A 15,616-nucleotide genomic window follows, 5' to 3' on the forward strand; every position below is an offset into this window, starting at 1 on the left:
TCCACCATGACCGAAGGTCCCGCATCGCTGGACGCGGATACCTACATCCGGCTCCACCAAGACCACCATCCACACCTCGTCGCCTACGCGCGCACCCTCATCGGCACTCCATGGCCGGCCGAGGACGCGGTCGCCGAGGCGTACTTTCTCGTGTGGCGGCGGCTGCGGTCCGGTGAGGCCGTCGGTGATGTCCCGGCCGCCCTGAAGGCCACCGTGCGCGACCTTGCCATGTCCGCGGCGAGCCGTGACCGCGCGCAGCGCGTCTCGTACGTCGACCTGCTCGCGCGTGTCATCGAGGATCTGCCGCAGCGATGGGCCAAGGCGCTGTGGCAGGCGGAAGCGGAGCGGCAGCCGCCGGTGGCGGAGACGGGCCGCCGGGCGGAGGCGGGTGCGAGCCCCGCCGCCGCGCTGGAGCGGGCCCGGGACGGCATGCGCCAGCACTTCCTGCGGGCCCAGCCCGGCAGCCCGGCCGACCCGGCCTGCGAGTGGTGCTGGGAGCGGCTGCCCGAGCACGTACGGGGCGCGGACTCGCCGACCCAGGCGGAGCAGGTCGCGGTCCATGTGGCCGGCTGTGCGGACTGCCGGGGGCGGGTGGAGCGGCTGATGGCGGCCGATGCCCGGCTGTCCGCGCTGGTGGGCCCGGCCCTGATGGCTCTCCTGGCCCGGGGGACCGCCGGTTACCTGGTGCCGCTGGCCCGCGCGGGCGGCGCGGTGGCCGCCCTGTCCCCCTTGCCGTCGGGCGGCGCCCACGCGGGCCCGGCGGCCGACACGCTGAAACTCCCGGCCGGGACATCCGCGGCCCGCTCCCCACGCCACCGGGCGCGCCGGCGGGCGACCCGGGCCGGCCGGCCGGTCGCGGTCATGACCGGGGCCGGCGCGCTGGCCCTCGCGGGGGCGGCGGTCGCGGCCGGGCTGGTGCTCACGGGCGGCGACTCGACCGGACCGGAGCAGCGCACGGCGGCTTCGGTGCCCTCGTCGGAGCCGTCCTCGGGGGTGGCCTCACCGCCGTGGGGGGAGGAGTCGGCACGGTCGGACACGGCGGGACACGGGGCGTCGAACGACGCTTCCTCCGGGCGCTCCGCCGAGGGCGCTCCCTCCAGCGGCGCCGACGACCAGTCGCCGTCCTTGCCCCTGCCGTCCTCCTCGGCGTCGTCCGCGCCCGGCACGCCTGGCGCGCCGAGGAGCACGTCGGCGCCGGCGGTGCCCTCCAAGGGGACAGGAGGCGGCGGGAAGGCCCCGACGAAGACCCCCACCCGGACCCCGGTCACCCAGCCGACCCCGACGCGGACGCAGAGCGCCACCCCCAAGCCGACCCAGAGCCAGGACCAGACCGCGACTCCCGAGCCGACCGCGACGTCGACCGAGTCGCCGGCCGCGGAGCCGAGCCAATCGACCACGCCGTCCGAGTCGGCCAAGCCGACCGACCAGCCCTCGGCGCCCGGCCGGAGCGGCGGCGACGGCTGGGACAACGGCTGAGGCCCGGCTGCGACGGTTCGTTCTCGGCCGGTATGCCGCTAGCCGGGGCGGGTGGCCTCCGGGGCGGCGCCGCATCCGGAGGTCGCCGCGGACGTGGATCTGGCCCGAGCCCAAACCGGTCCCGCGATTCGGCGTCCGGCGTCACTCGTCCGTGCAAGGCGTTTTCCCAAGCCGGGCAGGGGTGAGTCAGGACGGCGGCTGCTGGCGGTAGGCGTCCAGCTCGGGAGCGGTCTTCGTGGCCAGGAACTCGGTGATCCGGTACTCGCACAGGCCCGCGACCGAGAACGGGTCGGTCGTCACCAGCCGCTCGACCCGGGCCCGGTCGTCGCCGACCGCCAGGATGATCCCGCCGTCCCGGGGGACCTTGCGGCCGGAGGCGATGATGTCGCCGGAGGCGTAGAGCCCCTGCAGCCAGGCCACATGGTCGGGGAGCGCGGCTTCGACGCGCTCGATGGGGGCGGTGTAGGTCAGCTCCAGTACGAACATGATCGCGAGGCTAGTAGCGTGGGGCACACCATGACCAGCGCATTCGACCACGGGCCCGGCGCCGAGCCCACCTATGAGCTTCCGTCCGGCTGGCCCACGGCCGAGGCCCAGGCGACCGCCGTCCAGGAGCGGCTGCGCGGCTCCGTCCTGGTGGGCGGGGACCTGCCCGCGCCGGGCAGCGGCACGGGTGCCGTCGTGGGGGTGGACGTCGCGTACGACGACGAGCGGGGTGTGGTCGCGGCGGCCGCCGTCGCGCTCGACCCGCGCGGCCTCGCGGTCGTGGGGGAGGCCACGGCGGTCGGCCGGGTCACCTTCCCGTATGTGCCCGGCCTGTTGGCGTTCCGTGAGATCCCGGCCGTCCTCGACGCGCTGGGCACCCTGCACCGCCTCGGCCACCGCCCCGAGGTGGTGGTGTGCGACGGCTACGGCCTCGCCCACCCCCGCCGCTTCGGGCTGGCCAGCCATCTGGGGGTGCTCACCGGGCTGCCCACCATCGGCGTGGCCAAGAACCCCTTCACCTTCACCCACGAGGCCCCCGGCCGGCGCCGCGGGCAGTGGTCATCGCTCCTGGACGGGGCGGAGGAGGTGGGCCGCGCGCTGCGCACTCAGGACGGCGTGAAGCCGGTCTTCGTCTCCGTCGGCCACCGGGTGACTCTCGCGGTCGCCTGCGCGTACGCGCTGCACCTGGCCCGCGACTACCGGCTGCCCGAGACCACGCGGCGGGCCGACGCGCTGTGCCGCCAGGCGCTGGTGGGCGCGTGAGCCGTGCGCACAAGGCGCACTCGGGCGCATGCGCCATCCGCGCGCGACCCCCGTACGCACGCGGCGCCGCTCAGTCGGCCGTCCGCCGCGTCTCCGCGTGGAAGCAGCCGTACTCCACGGCCCGTACGTGCACCGCGGCCACCTCCGGATTGCGGTAGACCTCCGCAAGCCCTTCCTCGATCGTCAGATCCCCGCCGTTCAGCAGCAGCCCGCCGATGATGTCGCCCTTGGCGGAGTACGCCCGCAGCACCCGCCGCTCGCCCCGCATGGCGTCCGGGTAGCCGCCGCCCGGCCAGCCGCCGCAGTCCTCGGCGTGGATGAAGACCGGGCCCATCTCGCTGTACGGGCCAGGCGTGGCTCCCGTCTCGAGCGCCCAGCGGCGCAGCGGGGCGTACGAGACGAGCGCGATCGTCTCGCCCTGTCGGCTGCGTCCCAGGCAGCAGCGCAGCGGGTTGTCGCCCTCCCCGTCGACCACCATGCGCGGCGGGTTGCCCGCGTCGTCGCTGATCCGCAGCTGCTTCAGCACCTCGGGCGCGATGGCCCGGATCTCGTAGTTCTCGCTCATGCCGTCCATGCTGATCGCCGGGGCGGGCCGGCACTGGCGGGATTCGGACGGCGCACTCGGACGGCGCGCCGGACCGACGCCGACGCGTACGGGGGCTTGACACCGGGGTGGCGCTCCGTCAGATTCAGCCGCGAACATGGGACGTCCGACGTCCCGAATGACCGAAATATCCATGCGATCGTCAGAAAGTCAGGTCTCGATGAGTCTGCCGACTCCGCTCACCGGTGTCGTCCCGCCCCTGTGCACCCCGCTCACCCCCACCGGCGAGGTCGACACTCGCTCCCTCGCCGCGCTCGCCGAGCGGCTGATCGGCGCCGGGGTCGGCGGCCTGTTCGTCCTCGGGTCCAGCGGCGAGGCCGCCTATCTGAGCGACCGTCGGCGGCGCGCCGTCCTGGAGACCGTGACCGAGGCCGCGGCCGGGCGGGTGCCGGTGCTCGCCGGGGTGATCGACATGACCACCGAGCGGGTGCTCGACCACGCCCGTACGGCGGTGGAGGCGGGCGTGGACGGCCTCGTCGCCACCGCTCCGTTCTACACCCGCACCCATCCGGTGGAGATCGCCGACCACTTCCGGCGTATCCGCGACGGCGCCGGGCTGCCCCTTTTCGCGTACGACATCCCGGCCTCCGTCCACATCAAGCTCACCCTGGCCACCGTCCTCCCGCTCGCCGTCGAGGGCACGCTGGCCGGGCTCAAGGACAGCAGCGGCGACGACGGCGCGCTGCGCCGCCTCCTGGTCGAGGTGCGCCGGCGCGGGCTGCACACCTCCTTCTCGGTGCTCACCGGCTCCGAGCTGGCCGTGGACGGCGCCCTGCTGGCAGGGGCGCACGGCGTCGTCCCGGGCCTGGGGAACGTCGACCCGGCGGGCTACGTACGGCTGTACGAGCACGCGCGGGCGGGCCGCTGGGAGCAGGCGGCGGCCGAGCAGGACCGGCTGGCCGCCCTCTTCGCCATCACCGAGGTCGGCGACCCGGCCGCCATGGGAGGCAGCTCATCCGCGCTCGGCGCCTTCAAGACCGCCCTGCACCTGCTGGGCGTCATCGACTGCCCGGCCACCGCCCCTCCCCAGGTGCCGTTGGGCGACGCCGCTGTGAAGTCCGTCCGTCAGCTTCTGGAAACCGGAGGGCTCTTGTCGTGATAAAACCCCTGCCCTGGTACCGGGAAGTCTCCCTCCGGCAGTGGAAGGCGATGTTCGCCGCCTGGATCGGCTATCTGCTCGACGGCTTCGACTTCGTCCTGATCACGCTGGTCCTGACGGAGATAGCCGACGAGTTCGAGCTGAGCGACGCGTCGGCCGCCTCCCTGGTCTCCGGGGCGTTCATCACCCGCTGGCTCGGCGGCGCGCTGCTCGGTGCGCTGGGCGACCGCTACGGGCGTAAACCCGCCATGATCGTCAGCATTCTGCTCTACTCGCTGGGCACCTTCGCCTGCGGCTTCGCGTGGAACTACTTCAGCCTGTTCACCGCCCGGCTGCTGATCGGCATGGGGATGGCGGGGGAGTACAGCGCGAGCGCGACCTATGTCCTGGAGAGCTGGCCGGCCCGGCTGCGCAACCGCGCCTCCGGCTTTCTGATCTCGGGGTTCGCGGGCGGCTCGATCATCGCCGCCGAGCTCTACAAGTGGGTGGTGCCCCACTGGGGCTGGCGCTGGCTGTTCTGGATCGGGGTGCTGCCGGTGTTCGTGGCGCTGTGGGTGCGGCGCGCGCTTCCGGAGGCCGAGGACTGGAGTGAGGCGACCGGCGGCGGGCCGCGCCCCAACCCGTTCCGGCCGCTGTTCGCCGGGCGCCGCAGGGCCTCGCTGAACACGGCGCTGGCCGTGGCCGCGAGCGTCGCGCTGTTCTGCGTCTTCACCCCGGTGGGCGAGGGGATGGTGTGGCCGCTGGCGCTGGTGGCGGCGGGCTGTCTGTTCGCCTTCGCCGCGCAGCTCGGCGGGCGGCGGCGCTGGGTGCTGTGCGTGGCGCTGATGTGCACCGTGTTCTGCGCGTTCCTCTACAGCTGGCCCATCCAGGCGCTGCTGCCCACCTATCTGAAGAAGGAACTGGGCTACGCGCCGGGCGAGGTCACGGACATGATGTTCTACGCCGGGTTCGGCACCATGGCCGGCTGCTGGCTCGCCGGGTTCATGGGCGACTGGCTGGGCACCCGGCGCGCGTACGCCTGGACCCTCCTGGCCTCGCTCGTCTTCGTCTTCCCGGTGTTCGCGGTGCAGAACAGCCTGGTCGGGCTCGGGGTGCTGCTCTTCTTCCTGCTCGCCCTCAACCAGGGGATATCCGGGATCCTGCCCAAGTACATCGCGAGCCACTTCCCGACCGAGACCCGGGCCGCCTCGCTCGGCTTCGTCTACAACACGGGGGCGCTCGGCGGCGCGGTGGCGCCGGTGCTGGGCGCCCACCTGGCGGAGGGCATGTCCCTCGGACGGGCGCTGGCGGTGCTCACCTTCGGGCTCACCCTGGTGGTGATCGTGCTGGTCGGCGGCAATGTCCCCCAGCGTCTTGGCCGGCTCACCGACCCGGATGGACCCGATGACCACCTCGTGCCGGAGCGGCCGTTGTCGGGGTCTGCCGCTAGCGTGGAGAGGGCCGGCTGAGGACCGGCGGCCCGCGCCTTGTCCGGCGCCGGTCAAATGCGCGGTGAGCCAGGTGCTTTGAGCGCCCGTCCGGTTATCCACAGGCCCGCCGTGGGGGCTTGTGGAATGCCGGGCGCATTCTTAGCATCAGCGGTGTTACAGCAGTAGTGTCATACGGTTTGGGGACGGCATGGCGGCGACAGAGCACGGCCCGCTGGCGGGGGTGCGCGTGGTGGAACTCGCGGGGATCGGGCCGGGCCCGTTCGCCGCCATGCTCCTCGCCGACCTCGGCGCCGACGTCGTCCGTGTCGACCGGCCCGGCGGCACCGGGGGGCTGAAGGTCGACCCGGCCTACGACCTGGCCAACCGCAACAAGCGCTCCGTGCTGCTCGACCTCAAGACCGAGCCGGGTCAGGCGGCCGTGCTGGACCTCGCCGAGCGCGCCGACATCCTCATCGAGGGATACCGCCCCGGCGTCGCCGAGCGCCTGGGAGTGGGCCCCGACGCGTGCCTGGCCCGCAACCCCCGGCTGGTCTACGGGCGGATGACCGGCTGGGGCCAGCAGGGCCCGCTCGCCGACACCGCCGGCCACGACATCGGCTATATCGCGGTCACCGGCGCGCTCGGCATGATCGGCGCGCCGGACGGCCCGCCCGCGGTCCCCGCCAATCTCCTCGGGGACTACGCGGGCGGCGCGTTGTATCTGGTGATCGGCGTCCTCGCCGCCCTCGAGCACGCCCGCACCTCCGGCGACGGCCAGGTCGTCGACGCCGCGATCGTGGACGGCACGGCCCATCTGACCGCCGTGATCCACGGCATGATGGCGGCGGGCGGCTGGCAGGACCGGCGCGGCGCCAACCTCCTCGACGGCGGCTCCCCCTTCTACGGCACGTATGAGACCGCGGACGGGGGCCATATGGCCGTCGGCGCCCTCGAACCGAGGTTCTACGCCGAGTTCATCGAGCTCCTCGGGATCGCGGACCAGGCGCCGGGCCGCCGTGACTTCGACCGCTGGGACGAGCTGCGCGCCCTCATCGCCGCCCGCTTCAAGCAGCGCACCCGCGAGGAGTGGACGGCCGTCTTCGCCTCGTCCGACGCCTGTGTCGCCCCCGTCCTCTCCCTCCGCGAGGCCCCCGGCCATCCGCACCTGGCCGCCCGCGCCACCTTCGTCGACCACGGCGGTATCACCCAGCCCGCCCCCGCCCCGCGGTTCTCCGCCACCCCGGGCGCGGTGCGCCGCCCGCCCGCCCGGCCCGGGGCGGACGCCGCCGAAGTGGCCCGCGACTGGGGCGTGCCGCCCTTCCCGCAGGAGAGCCCCTCGTGACGCACGTGCTCTCTGCCTGTCTCCGCCTGTCCGACCCCCCGAAAGGCTGCTGACATGAGCACCGAAGCGTACGTATACGAGGCCATCCGCACCCCGCGCGGGCGCGGCAAGGCCGACGGGGCCCTGCACGGCACCAAGCCGGTGGACCTCGTCGTGGGCCTCATCCACGAGATGCAGCGGCGCCTGCCGGGGCTGGATCCGGCGGCGATCGACGATGTCGTGCTCGGGGTCGTCAGCCCCCTCGGAGACCAGGGTTCCGACATCGCGAAGGTCGCGGCCATCGCCGCCGGGCTCCCCGAGACGGTCGCGGGAGTCCAGGAGAACCGCTTCTGTGCCTCGGGCCTCGAAGCCGTCAACCTGGCGGCGGCCAAGGTCCGCTCCGGCTGGGAGGACCTGGTGCTGGCGGGCGGCGTCGAGTCGATGTCGCGGGTCAAGATGGGCTCCGACGGCGGGGCCTGGTTCGCCGACCCGATGACCAACTACGAGACCGGATTCGTCCCCCAGGGAGTCGGCGCCGACCTCATCGCGACCGTCGAGGGCTTCTCCCGCCATGACGTCGACTCGTTCGCCGCGCTCTCGCAGGAGCGTGCCGCGCTCGCGTGGAAGGAGGGACGCTTCGACCGCTCCGTCGTCCCGGTCCTCGACCGCTCGGGCCTCACGGTCCTCGACCGCGACGAGCACATCCGCCCGGGGACGACGCCCGAATCCCTGGCGGGACTGAAGCCGTCCTTCGCCACGATCGGCGCGGCGGGCGGGTTCGACGCCGTGGCGCTGCAGAAGTACCACTGGATCGAGGCCATCGACCATGTCCACCACGCCGGAAACTCCTCCGGCATGGTGGACGGCGCGGCCCTCGTCGCCATCGGCAGCGCTGAAGTCGGCGAGCGCTACGGCCTCACTCCCCGCGCCCGTATCGTCTCCGCCGCCGTCTCCGGCGCCGACCCGACCATCATGCTGACCGGACCCGCGCCCGCCACCCGCAAGGCGCTCGCCAAGGCGGGGCTGACGATCGACGACATCGACCTGGTCGAGATCAACGAGGCCTTCGCGGCCGTCGTGCTGCGCTTCGCCAAGGATATGGGGCTCAGCCTGGACAAGATCAACGTCAATGGCGGAGCGATCGCCATGGGGCATCCGCTCGGCGCCACCGGGGCGATGATCCTGGGCACGCTCGTCGACGAGCTGGAGCGGCGCGGGCAGCGCTACGGGCTGGCCACGCTGTGCGTCGGCGGCGGCATGGGCATCGCGACGGTTGTCGAACGACTCTAGTGCCGCGTCAGTCAAGGTTTGCCCGGTAGCGAGGCGTCCTGGTGCGGTCAGCTGCAAGGCGCCGGATCGGCCTCGTAGTGGGCCTACTCGGCTGATTCGGCAACGCAGCAGATGGCCGTGCCAGGGCGGCGAGCGGGGCAAACCTTGGCTGACGGGGCACTAGGCCCCAGCCGTCGGCCCGCACGCCACGACTTCCAGGGAGACCCCGAACCATGAGCAGCCCCACCACCGCGTCCGCCATCCGCTGGGAGAGCGGCGACGACGGCATCGTGACCCTCGTCCTGGACGACCCCCATCAGTCGGCCAACACCATGAACGCCGCCTTCGTCTCCTCCCTCACCGCGGTCGCCGACCGCCTGGAGGCCGAGCGGGACTCGATCCGCGGCATCGTCGTCACCTCCGCCAAGAAGACCTTCTTCGCGGGTGGCGACGTCAAGGACATGATCAAGCTCGGGCCGGGCGACGCCCAGCGGGCGTACGACACGAGCATGGAGATCAAGCGCGGCCTGCGCCGCATCGAGACCCTCGGCAAGCCGGTCGTCGCCGCGATCAACGGCGCCGCCCTCGGCGGCGGCTTCGAGATCGCCCTGGCCTGCCACCACCGCGTCGCCCTCGACGCCCGCGGCTCCAAGATCGGCTGCCCCGAGGTGACCCTGGGCCTGCTCCCGGCCGGCGGCGGCGTCGCCCGTACGGTCCGGCTGCTCGGCGTCGCCGACGCGCTGCTCACGGTCCTGCTCGAGGGCCGGCAGTACGCCCCGCGGCGGGCGCTGGAGGCGGGCCTGGTGCACGAGGTCGCGGACTCCCCGGAGGAGATGCTGGCCAAGGCCCGCGCCTTCATCGACGCCCACCCCGCATCGCAGCAGCCCTGGGACGTCAAGGGCTACAAGATCCCCGGCGGCACCCCCGCGCACCCGAAGTTCGCCGCCGACCTGCCCGCCTACCCCGCCAATCTGCGGAAGCAGCTGAACGGCGCCCCCTACCCGGCGCCCCGCAATATCCTGGCCGCCGCCGTCGAGGGGGCCCAGGTCGACTTCGAGACCGCGCAGATCATCGAGGCCCGGTACTTCGTGGACCTGGTCACCGGCCAGACCTCGAAGAACATGATCCAGGCGTTCTTCTTCGATCTGCAGGCGGTCAACTCCGGTGCCAGCCGGCCCGAGGGCGTCGCGCCGCGCCAGGTCCGCAGGGTGGGCGTGCTGGGCGCCGGGATGATGGGCGCGGGCATCGCCTACTCCTGCGCCAAGGCGGGCATCGACGTCGTCCTGAAGGACGTGTCGCAGGAGGCCGCCGCCAAGGGCAAGGCCTATGCCGAGGGGCTGCTCGACAAAGCCCTCGCCAAGGGCCGTACGACCGAGGCCGAGCGGGACACGCTGCTCGCCCGCATCACCCCCACCGCCGACCCGGGCGATCTGGCCGGCTGTGAAGCGGTCATCGAGGCGGTCTTCGAGGACCCGGCGCTCAAGCACAAGGTCTTCCAGGAGATCGAGGGCATCGTCGCGCCCGACGCTCCCCCAAACTCCGTTCGGGGGTACCCCCTGCTGTGCTCCAACACCTCCACCCTCCCCATCACCCTGCTCGCGGAGGGCGTCCAGCGCCCCGGCGACTTCATCGGGCTGCACTTCTTCTCGCCCGTCGACAAGATGCCGCTGGTGGAGATCATCAAGGGCGAGCGGACCGGCGACGAGGCCCTGGCCCGCGCCTTCGACCTGGTGCGGCAGATCCGCAAGACCCCGATCGTGGTCAACGACTCGCGCGGCTTCTTCACCTCGCGCGTCATCAGCCAGTTCATGAACGAGGGCGTGGCGATGGTGGGGGAGGGCGTCGACCCGGCGTCCGTCGAACAGGCCGCCGCCCAGGCCGGCTACCCCGCCAAGGTGCTGGCGCTGATGGACGAGCTGACCCTGACCCTGCCGCGCAAGATCCGCGAGGAGACGCGGCGGGCCGTCGAGGAGGCGGGCGGCACCTGGCGGCCGCACCCCGCCGACGGGGTCATCGACCGGATGGTCGAGGAGTTCGGGCGTCCGGGCCGCGCCGGGGGCGCCGGGTTCTACGTCTATGACGAGGCGACGGGCGAGCGCGCCGGTCTCTGGCCCGGCCTGCGCGAGCACTTCACCCAGCCGGATGTCGCGGTGCCGTTCGAGGACATGAAGGAGCGGATGCTCTTCTCCGAGGCGCTCGACACGGTCCGGCTCCTGGAGGAGGGCGTGCTGACCTCGGTCGCCGACGCGAACATCGGCTCGATCCTGGGCATCGGCTTCCCCGGCTGGACCGGCGGCGTGCTGCAGTACATCAACGGCTACGAGGGCGGGCTGCCCGGTTTCGTGGCGCGCGCCCGCGAGCTCCAGGACCGGTACGGCGACCGCTTCGCGCCCCCGGAGCTGCTGCTGGACAAGGCGGGGAAGGGCGAGCGGTTCACGGACTGATGGGGGCTTCCGGCTCGTCCTGCCCGTACCAGCCGCGCAGCTCGCTCTTCATCGACCGCTGGAAGGCGATCACCAGCGCCTGCACCACCAGCGGCTGCATATGCGCGGACAGCGACTTCTTGGCCTTCACCCGCTCGGGGCCGGACGGGCCGGACCCGCTCTCGTGGTCCGGCCCCCACACCTCGTCGCGGAAGAGCCTGCTCAGCTCGCGGGCCGCGGACCGGGTGTGTTCGAGGACGACCGTCTGGGCCGCGAGAATGGTCTCCAGCGCGATGGGCACCTCCAGCAGCCGCATGCCCAGGTGCAGCACGCCGGGGTCGATACGGAAGACGTCCGGGTCATCGGTGCGCTCCAGCACGTTCAGCGCGGCCAGCCGGTCGATGTCCTGCTCCGACAGCGGGTGCCCGGCCCGCCGGGCCAGCTGCTCCCGGGACGCCTCCTCCGGCGCTTCGGGCGCCCAGGAGGCCACCAGGGCGCGGTGGACGGCCAGGTCGTCCGCGCTGAGGTCGGGCGGCAGCTGCCGCAGATAGCGCTCGATGGCGGACAGGGTCATGCCGTGGTGCTGGAGCTCCTCGATCAGCGCGAGGCGGGAGAGATGTTCGGGGCCGTAGCGGCCGACGCGGCGCGGGCCGAGCACGGGCGGCGGCAGCAGCCCGCGCGTGCCGTAGAAGCGCACCGTACGGACCGTCACCCCGGCGCGGGCCGCCAACTCGTCGACGGTGAGCGTCGGTTCCTCGGTGCCGGTGGTGGCCGTGTCGGGGGTCGCCATGTGCCGCGCCTCACTCTCCGCCCTGGTGCATGATCGGGGTTCTCGGTCGGTTGTCCAGTATTGCTGTCTCACCATCGGTGTGAAGCCCCTCCGTCGGCGACGCCGGTTCGTACCTCGGGACGCGACCCTGCGGGCCGAGGTCGAGATCCCGCGCGCGGAAGAGAACAAAAGCGGCCCGCGGCGGGACGGCAAGGCCGACCAGCCGTACGACTACACCCTGACGCTGCGTCCGCTCACCGGGAAGGAGGATGTGCCGAACGAATGAACGTCTTGTATCTCCGCTCGATGGGCGCTTTCGTAGGAAGACACATGTGCGAACACGGCACCGGGGGGACGGGGGAGTGCCATGCGCCGCGAGTGGGCGGGGGAGTCCGAGCGGGACCGGGCCGTGGAGGCCTATGTCGAAGCGAGGCTGAGGCGCGAGAGTGACGGCGGGCGCGGGCCCGGCCTCGGCCGGGCCCGCGCACCCGGCCCACAGCTCGACGCCACCCTGCTGCTCGGCCCGCGCGGCAGCGGCAAGACCACCCTGCTGCGCCACCTGGAGCGATGGGCCGAGCGCGCGCCCGTCGCCCGCCTCGACCTGGCCGACCTGGGCCAGAAGGGCGGCAAGCCGATCGACGCGCTCACCGGTCTGGTCTTCCGGCTCAACGCGCGCAAGGCCGACTTCCCCAAGCTGGCCTTCCCCTCGTTCGGCCTGCTGGTCATGGCCGTGGCCGCCGAGGTGGACGGAATCGACCGGGACACCGCCGTACGGGACATGGCGGATGCGCTGGCCGGTCCGGAGAGCCGCCGCCTGGAGGTGCTGGGCCGGCTCGCGGACGCCGTGGCCACTGCCGTCGGCGCGCCCGGGCTGGTCGGCGCCGCCCTGCCGCTGCTGCCCGAGTGGCAGCGCGGCTGGGGGCGGCTGCGCACCCGCCAGCGGCTCCGCCGGACCCGCCGCACCGCGCCGCAGCAGTCTCATGACACCTTTCTCCTCGAACTCAACCAGCGCTACGGCGCCGGCGAGGACGAGGAGCGCAAGCGGGCCGAGGCGGTGCTCTTCGCGGCCTTTCTGGACGACCTGCGCCGGGCCTACCGGACCCGCGGCGGTGACCGGCGGCGCACTTCGCGCTGCCTGGTGCTGCTGGACAACGTCGACTCCACTCTCGGCAGCGACTTCCTCGAGCACCTGCTGGAGGCGCGCCGGGAGGCCGACGATCCGGACCCGCTGGTGGTCGTGGCCGCGGCGGGCAGCTACCCCAGGGTGTTCGAGGACCACGCGTGGGGCGGGGCGCCCCAGCCCGGCGCGTACCCGGGGCGCTGGGACAGCGGTGAGGAGTTCCGGCCGGCCCAGGTCGTCAGAGGGCTGTGCGTCGGACAGCTGCGCGATCTGCGCCGGCTAGAGGTCGAGCGGCAGGCCAAGGAGGTGCTGCGGGCGGCCGGGCGCGACGTACGGGCGCCGCGGGTCGACAGCGGCGTCAAGTGGCTCGGCTGGGCGGCGTACGAGCTGACCCGGGGGCAGCCCGCCGCCACCGCCGCGCTGCTGGAGGCGCTGCTCGGCCGCGGCACCACCACGGACTGGGACGAGCGGCTGCGGCAGGTTCTCGATCCGTCCGGGGAACTGGTGGACGGCCTCCTGGGCCGGCTGCTGCCCATCGACGCGAGCAGAGAGCTGATCCGGGCGCTCACCCGCGCGGCCGCGTCCGTCGACCTGGCGCACGCGGGAGTCGCCGGACAGCTGTGGGGCGAGGCCAACGCGGCGGTGCAGAAGGAGTTCGACGACTTCTGCGCGGATGTGCTGTGCACGATGCACCTCGACACCGGCGACCGGGCCGCCGACGGACGGACCGAGACGCTCCACCCGGTGCTGCGCCGGTTGCTGCTGCGCAAGCTCGCCGCGCTGGACCCCGCGCGGGGCGAAACCGGCCCGGACGGCTGGGACGCGACGCACGCCGCGCTGCGCGCCCAGGCCCAGGAGGCCGGAAAGCCCGGCCTGGCCGCCTACCACGCGCTCGCCCTGGGCGATCTGCCCGCCGCGGCGGGCTACTTGAACGAGCGCTTCGGCCTGATCGCCGCGGAGGACTGGTGCGCGGAGCTGTGCCGGCTGCGCCGGGCACCGCTGCGCCCGCTCGGCCCCGACGCCCCCCACCGGCCGCCCTGGGAGCGCTACGAGGCGCTCGTCGACTTCCTCAACGAAGGCGAGATCGAGAGCCGGCTGCGCACCGTCACCCGCCTGCTGGCGGCGAGCTGGATCAGCCCCGAGCCACGGCCGGCCCCCACCACCGACCGGGTCGGGGACCCGTACCGCGATCCGCTCGGCGACCTGTACGCCGAGCTGTACGGGGAGATCGCCGCCCGCTTCAGGACACTGGCGGCGCACACGGAGAGCGTGAGCTGGGACCGCACGCTGCTGGCGAAGGCGGCGCAGTACGAAGGGAAACCGTGGTGAGCGGCAGAGTGTACGTGCCACCGAGACCCCCGTCCCGGCGCGGCCTGTGGGCCGTGGTGGCCCTGGCCGTCGTCGCCTGCCTCGTCCTGGCGGGCGTCTGGCTGCTCCGCGACCCCGGGCCCGCGCGCTGTGCCGAGGGAGTCTGGAAGCGAGGGCCGGGCGACGAGTGCGTCGGAGTGAGCGACGGCTCGTACGTCTTCAGCCCCGAGCTCGGGAAGGTCAGTGAGCAGATCCGCGCCGAGAACCGCAGGGTGGAGAAGTCGGGCGACCCCTGGGTCGCGGTCGCCTACACCGAGTCCATGACGAGCAGAAAGGGCGGGCCGCGCGCCAACGACCGCGGGCCGGAGGTGGTCCGGGAGGCCATCGAGGGCGCGTATCTGGCGCAGCGCGAGCTCAACGACCCCGAAAGCGGCCACGGCCGCACCCCGCAGATCAAGCTGCTGCTCGCCAACAGCGGACAGGGCGGAGAGCAGTGGCGGCCGCTCGTGGACCAGCTGATCAGGATGTCCAAGGAAGAGAATCTGGTGGGGGTCGCGGGCTTCGGGCAGAGCCTGGAGACCACGAAGTCCGCCGTGGACGCGCTGCGCGAGGCGGAGATCCCGATGGTCGGCGCGACGGTCGCGGCCGACGGGCTGTCCGCCGAGAAGCCGGTGTTCTTCCGGGTGTCCTCGCCCAACCGGGACCAGACCGCCATCGCCGCCAAATATCTGAAGGGCCGGCAGGACGACGACCCGCGCTTCCGGGTCGAGGTCGTCAAGGACATCAAGCACGACGACTCGTACAACGAGACCCTCGACCAGGACTTCGACCGGGCGCGGCGCGCCGAGGGGGTGAAGCTGGTGACCGAGGAAGGACACTCCTTCGTCTCCGGCAGCACCTCGACCGAAACCGCCCTCGCCTCGATCGCCGAGACCATCTGCCTTCCGGAACGGTCGGTCAAGGCCGTCTACTTCGCCGGTCGCGGACGGGAGCTGAAGTACTTCCTCCAGGCCCTCACGGCGCCCGGGAGGCGGTGCGATCTCACGGTGCTCTCCGGCTCCAGCGCCATAGGTGTCTTCTTCGACCCCACGGCGAAGGACGGGCTCGCGGTCGCCGGTGATGTGCTCACCCGCTGGAAGCACAGCCGCATCAAGGTCCTCTACACCGCCTACGCCCATCCCGACGCCGCGGCGAAGATCTATCCCCGCCGCGGCGACAACCCCTATCCCGCCTTCCGGAAGGCCTACCACGACGTCGGATTCGGCGGCGACCAGGAGCTGCAGAACGGCCAGGCGATGATGGGGCACGACGCGGTGCTCTGCCTGGGCAAGGCCGCCCGCCTCGCGGAGGCCCCGCAGGGGAAGGAGGCGGTGGACGCGGCAGGGGTGCGGAACATGCTGTTGCAGGTCGGGAAGCGGTCCGAGCTGCCCGGCCTCAGCGGCCTGATCGCCTTCGACGAGCGGGGGAATCCGAAGGGTAAACCCATGGCCCTGGTGGAGCTCAGCCCCGCCGAGGGCGCCCACTACGTGTACCGCGGCACCGTCTCCCCGTAGCGGCGGCGCGGAACATA

At 73.0% G+C, this 15,616-nt stretch carries 13 protein-coding genes; 10 read left to right on the forward strand and 3 right to left on the reverse strand.

Features of this window, described 5'->3' with window-relative positions; genetic code table 11:
• Positions 1–6 precede the first annotated feature (6 nt).
• Entirely contained in the window at positions 7–1,476 is a 1,470-nt protein-coding gene (locus PV419_RS44045) for a zf-HC2 domain-containing protein (protein WP_319698752.1), read from the forward strand.
• A 186-nt stretch (positions 1,477–1,662) separates the two neighbouring features.
• Here the strand turns inward: PV419_RS44045 and PV419_RS44050 are convergent, their stop codons facing one another.
• Complete coding sequence (locus PV419_RS44050) at positions 1,663–1,962, reverse strand: YciI family protein (protein ID WP_319698754.1); 300 nt, start codon at positions 1,960–1,962, stop codon at positions 1,663–1,665.
• Between the two features lie 30 nt (positions 1,963–1,992).
• On the opposite strand from PV419_RS44050, the gene PV419_RS44055 reads away from it, so the two are divergent.
• Positions 1,993–2,724: an endonuclease V gene (locus tag PV419_RS44055; protein WP_319698756.1), complete on the forward strand. Its 732-nt coding sequence runs from the start codon at positions 1,993–1,995 to the stop codon at positions 2,722–2,724.
• Between the two features lie 70 nt (positions 2,725–2,794).
• On the opposite strand, the gene PV419_RS44060 is transcribed toward PV419_RS44055, so the two are convergent.
• A complete protein-coding gene (locus PV419_RS44060; RefSeq protein ID WP_319698758.1) occupies positions 2,795–3,289 on the reverse strand; it encodes a DUF1203 domain-containing protein in 495 nt (164 codons plus the stop codon).
• A gap of 199 nt (positions 3,290–3,488) precedes the next feature.
• On the opposite strand from PV419_RS44060, the gene PV419_RS44065 reads away from it, so the two are divergent.
• The 5 genes from PV419_RS44065 to PV419_RS44085 all read left to right on the forward strand — a co-directional run bounded on the left by PV419_RS44065 (position 3,489) and on the right by PV419_RS44085 (position 10,870).
• Complete coding sequence (locus tag PV419_RS44065; RefSeq protein ID WP_319698759.1) at positions 3,489–4,427, forward strand: dihydrodipicolinate synthase family protein; 939 nt, start codon at positions 3,489–3,491, stop codon at positions 4,425–4,427.
• A 50-nt stretch (positions 4,428–4,477) separates the two neighbouring features.
• Positions 4,478–5,875, forward strand: a complete 1,398-nt coding sequence (locus PV419_RS44070) for a sialate:H+ symport family MFS transporter (RefSeq protein ID WP_415925518.1) — start codon at positions 4,478–4,480, stop codon at positions 5,873–5,875.
• Positions 5,876–6,044: 169 nt separating this feature from the next.
• Complete coding sequence (locus PV419_RS44075; protein ID WP_319698763.1) at positions 6,045–7,178, forward strand: CaiB/BaiF CoA-transferase family protein; 1,134 nt, start codon at positions 6,045–6,047, stop codon at positions 7,176–7,178.
• A gap of 54 nt (positions 7,179–7,232) precedes the next feature.
• A complete protein-coding gene (locus PV419_RS44080; protein ID WP_319698764.1) occupies positions 7,233–8,447 on the forward strand; it encodes an acetyl-CoA C-acetyltransferase in 1,215 nt (404 codons plus the stop codon).
• Between the two features lie 212 nt (positions 8,448–8,659).
• The gene (locus PV419_RS44085) at positions 8,660–10,870 is read left to right on the forward strand and encodes a 3-hydroxyacyl-CoA dehydrogenase NAD-binding domain-containing protein (protein WP_319698766.1); all 2,211 of its coding nucleotides are present in this window, start codon (positions 8,660–8,662) and stop codon (positions 10,868–10,870) included.
• Here PV419_RS44085 and PV419_RS44090 read toward each other — a convergent pair.
• Entirely contained in the window at positions 10,860–11,639 is a 780-nt protein-coding gene (locus PV419_RS44090) for a MerR family transcriptional regulator (RefSeq protein ID WP_319698767.1), read from the reverse strand. The two genes, PV419_RS44085 and PV419_RS44090, sit on opposite strands and share 11 nt — an antisense overlap.
• Before the next feature lie 79 nt (positions 11,640–11,718).
• On the opposite strand from PV419_RS44090, the gene PV419_RS44095 reads away from it, so the two are divergent.
• The 3 genes from PV419_RS44095 to PV419_RS44105 all read left to right on the forward strand — a co-directional run bounded on the left by PV419_RS44095 (position 11,719) and on the right by PV419_RS44105 (position 15,599).
• Complete coding sequence (locus PV419_RS44095) at positions 11,719–11,904, forward strand: hypothetical protein (protein ID WP_319698769.1); 186 nt, start codon at positions 11,719–11,721, stop codon at positions 11,902–11,904.
• An 81-nt stretch (positions 11,905–11,985) separates the two neighbouring features.
• The gene (locus PV419_RS44100) at positions 11,986–14,067 is read left to right on the forward strand and encodes an ATP-binding protein (protein ID WP_319698770.1); all 2,082 of its coding nucleotides are present in this window, start codon (positions 11,986–11,988) and stop codon (positions 14,065–14,067) included.
• On the forward strand, positions 14,064–15,599 hold the full coding sequence (locus PV419_RS44105) for an ABC transporter substrate-binding protein (protein WP_319698772.1): 1,536 nt from the start codon (positions 14,064–14,066) through the stop codon (positions 15,597–15,599). The genes PV419_RS44100 and PV419_RS44105 overlap by 4 nt, the downstream gene beginning before the upstream one ends.
• Positions 15,600–15,616 lie beyond the last annotated feature (17 nt).

This window comes from Streptomyces sp. ME19-01-6 (assembly GCF_033793745.1).
Classification (GTDB): Bacteria; Actinomycetota; Actinomycetes; order Streptomycetales; family Streptomycetaceae; genus Streptomyces.

Bases quoted from the DNA above. Each gene is read 5' to 3' on its own strand.
- PV419_RS44045 (WP_319698752.1), top strand. From the start codon at position 7: ATGACCGAAGGTCCCGCATCGCTGGACGCGGATACCTACATCCGGCTC.
- PV419_RS44050 (WP_319698754.1), bottom strand. From the start codon at position 1,962: ATGTTCGTACTGGAGCTGACCTACACCGCCCCCATCGAGCGCGTCGAA.
- PV419_RS44055 (WP_319698756.1), top strand. From the start codon at position 1,993: ATGACCAGCGCATTCGACCACGGGCCCGGCGCCGAGCCCACCTATGAG.
- PV419_RS44060 (WP_319698758.1), bottom strand. From the start codon at position 3,289: ATGAGCGAGAACTACGAGATCCGGGCCATCGCGCCCGAGGTGCTGAAG.
- PV419_RS44065 (WP_319698759.1), top strand. From the start codon at position 3,489: ATGAGTCTGCCGACTCCGCTCACCGGTGTCGTCCCGCCCCTGTGCACC.
- PV419_RS44070 (WP_415925518.1), top strand. From the start codon at position 4,478: ATGTTCGCCGCCTGGATCGGCTATCTGCTCGACGGCTTCGACTTCGTC.
- PV419_RS44075 (WP_319698763.1), top strand. From the start codon at position 6,045: ATGGCGGCGACAGAGCACGGCCCGCTGGCGGGGGTGCGCGTGGTGGAA.
- PV419_RS44080 (WP_319698764.1), top strand. From the start codon at position 7,233: ATGAGCACCGAAGCGTACGTATACGAGGCCATCCGCACCCCGCGCGGG.
- PV419_RS44085 (WP_319698766.1), top strand. From the start codon at position 8,660: ATGAGCAGCCCCACCACCGCGTCCGCCATCCGCTGGGAGAGCGGCGAC.
- PV419_RS44090 (WP_319698767.1), bottom strand. From the start codon at position 11,639: ATGGCGACCCCCGACACGGCCACCACCGGCACCGAGGAACCGACGCTC.
- PV419_RS44100 (WP_319698770.1), top strand. From the start codon at position 11,986: ATGCGCCGCGAGTGGGCGGGGGAGTCCGAGCGGGACCGGGCCGTGGAG.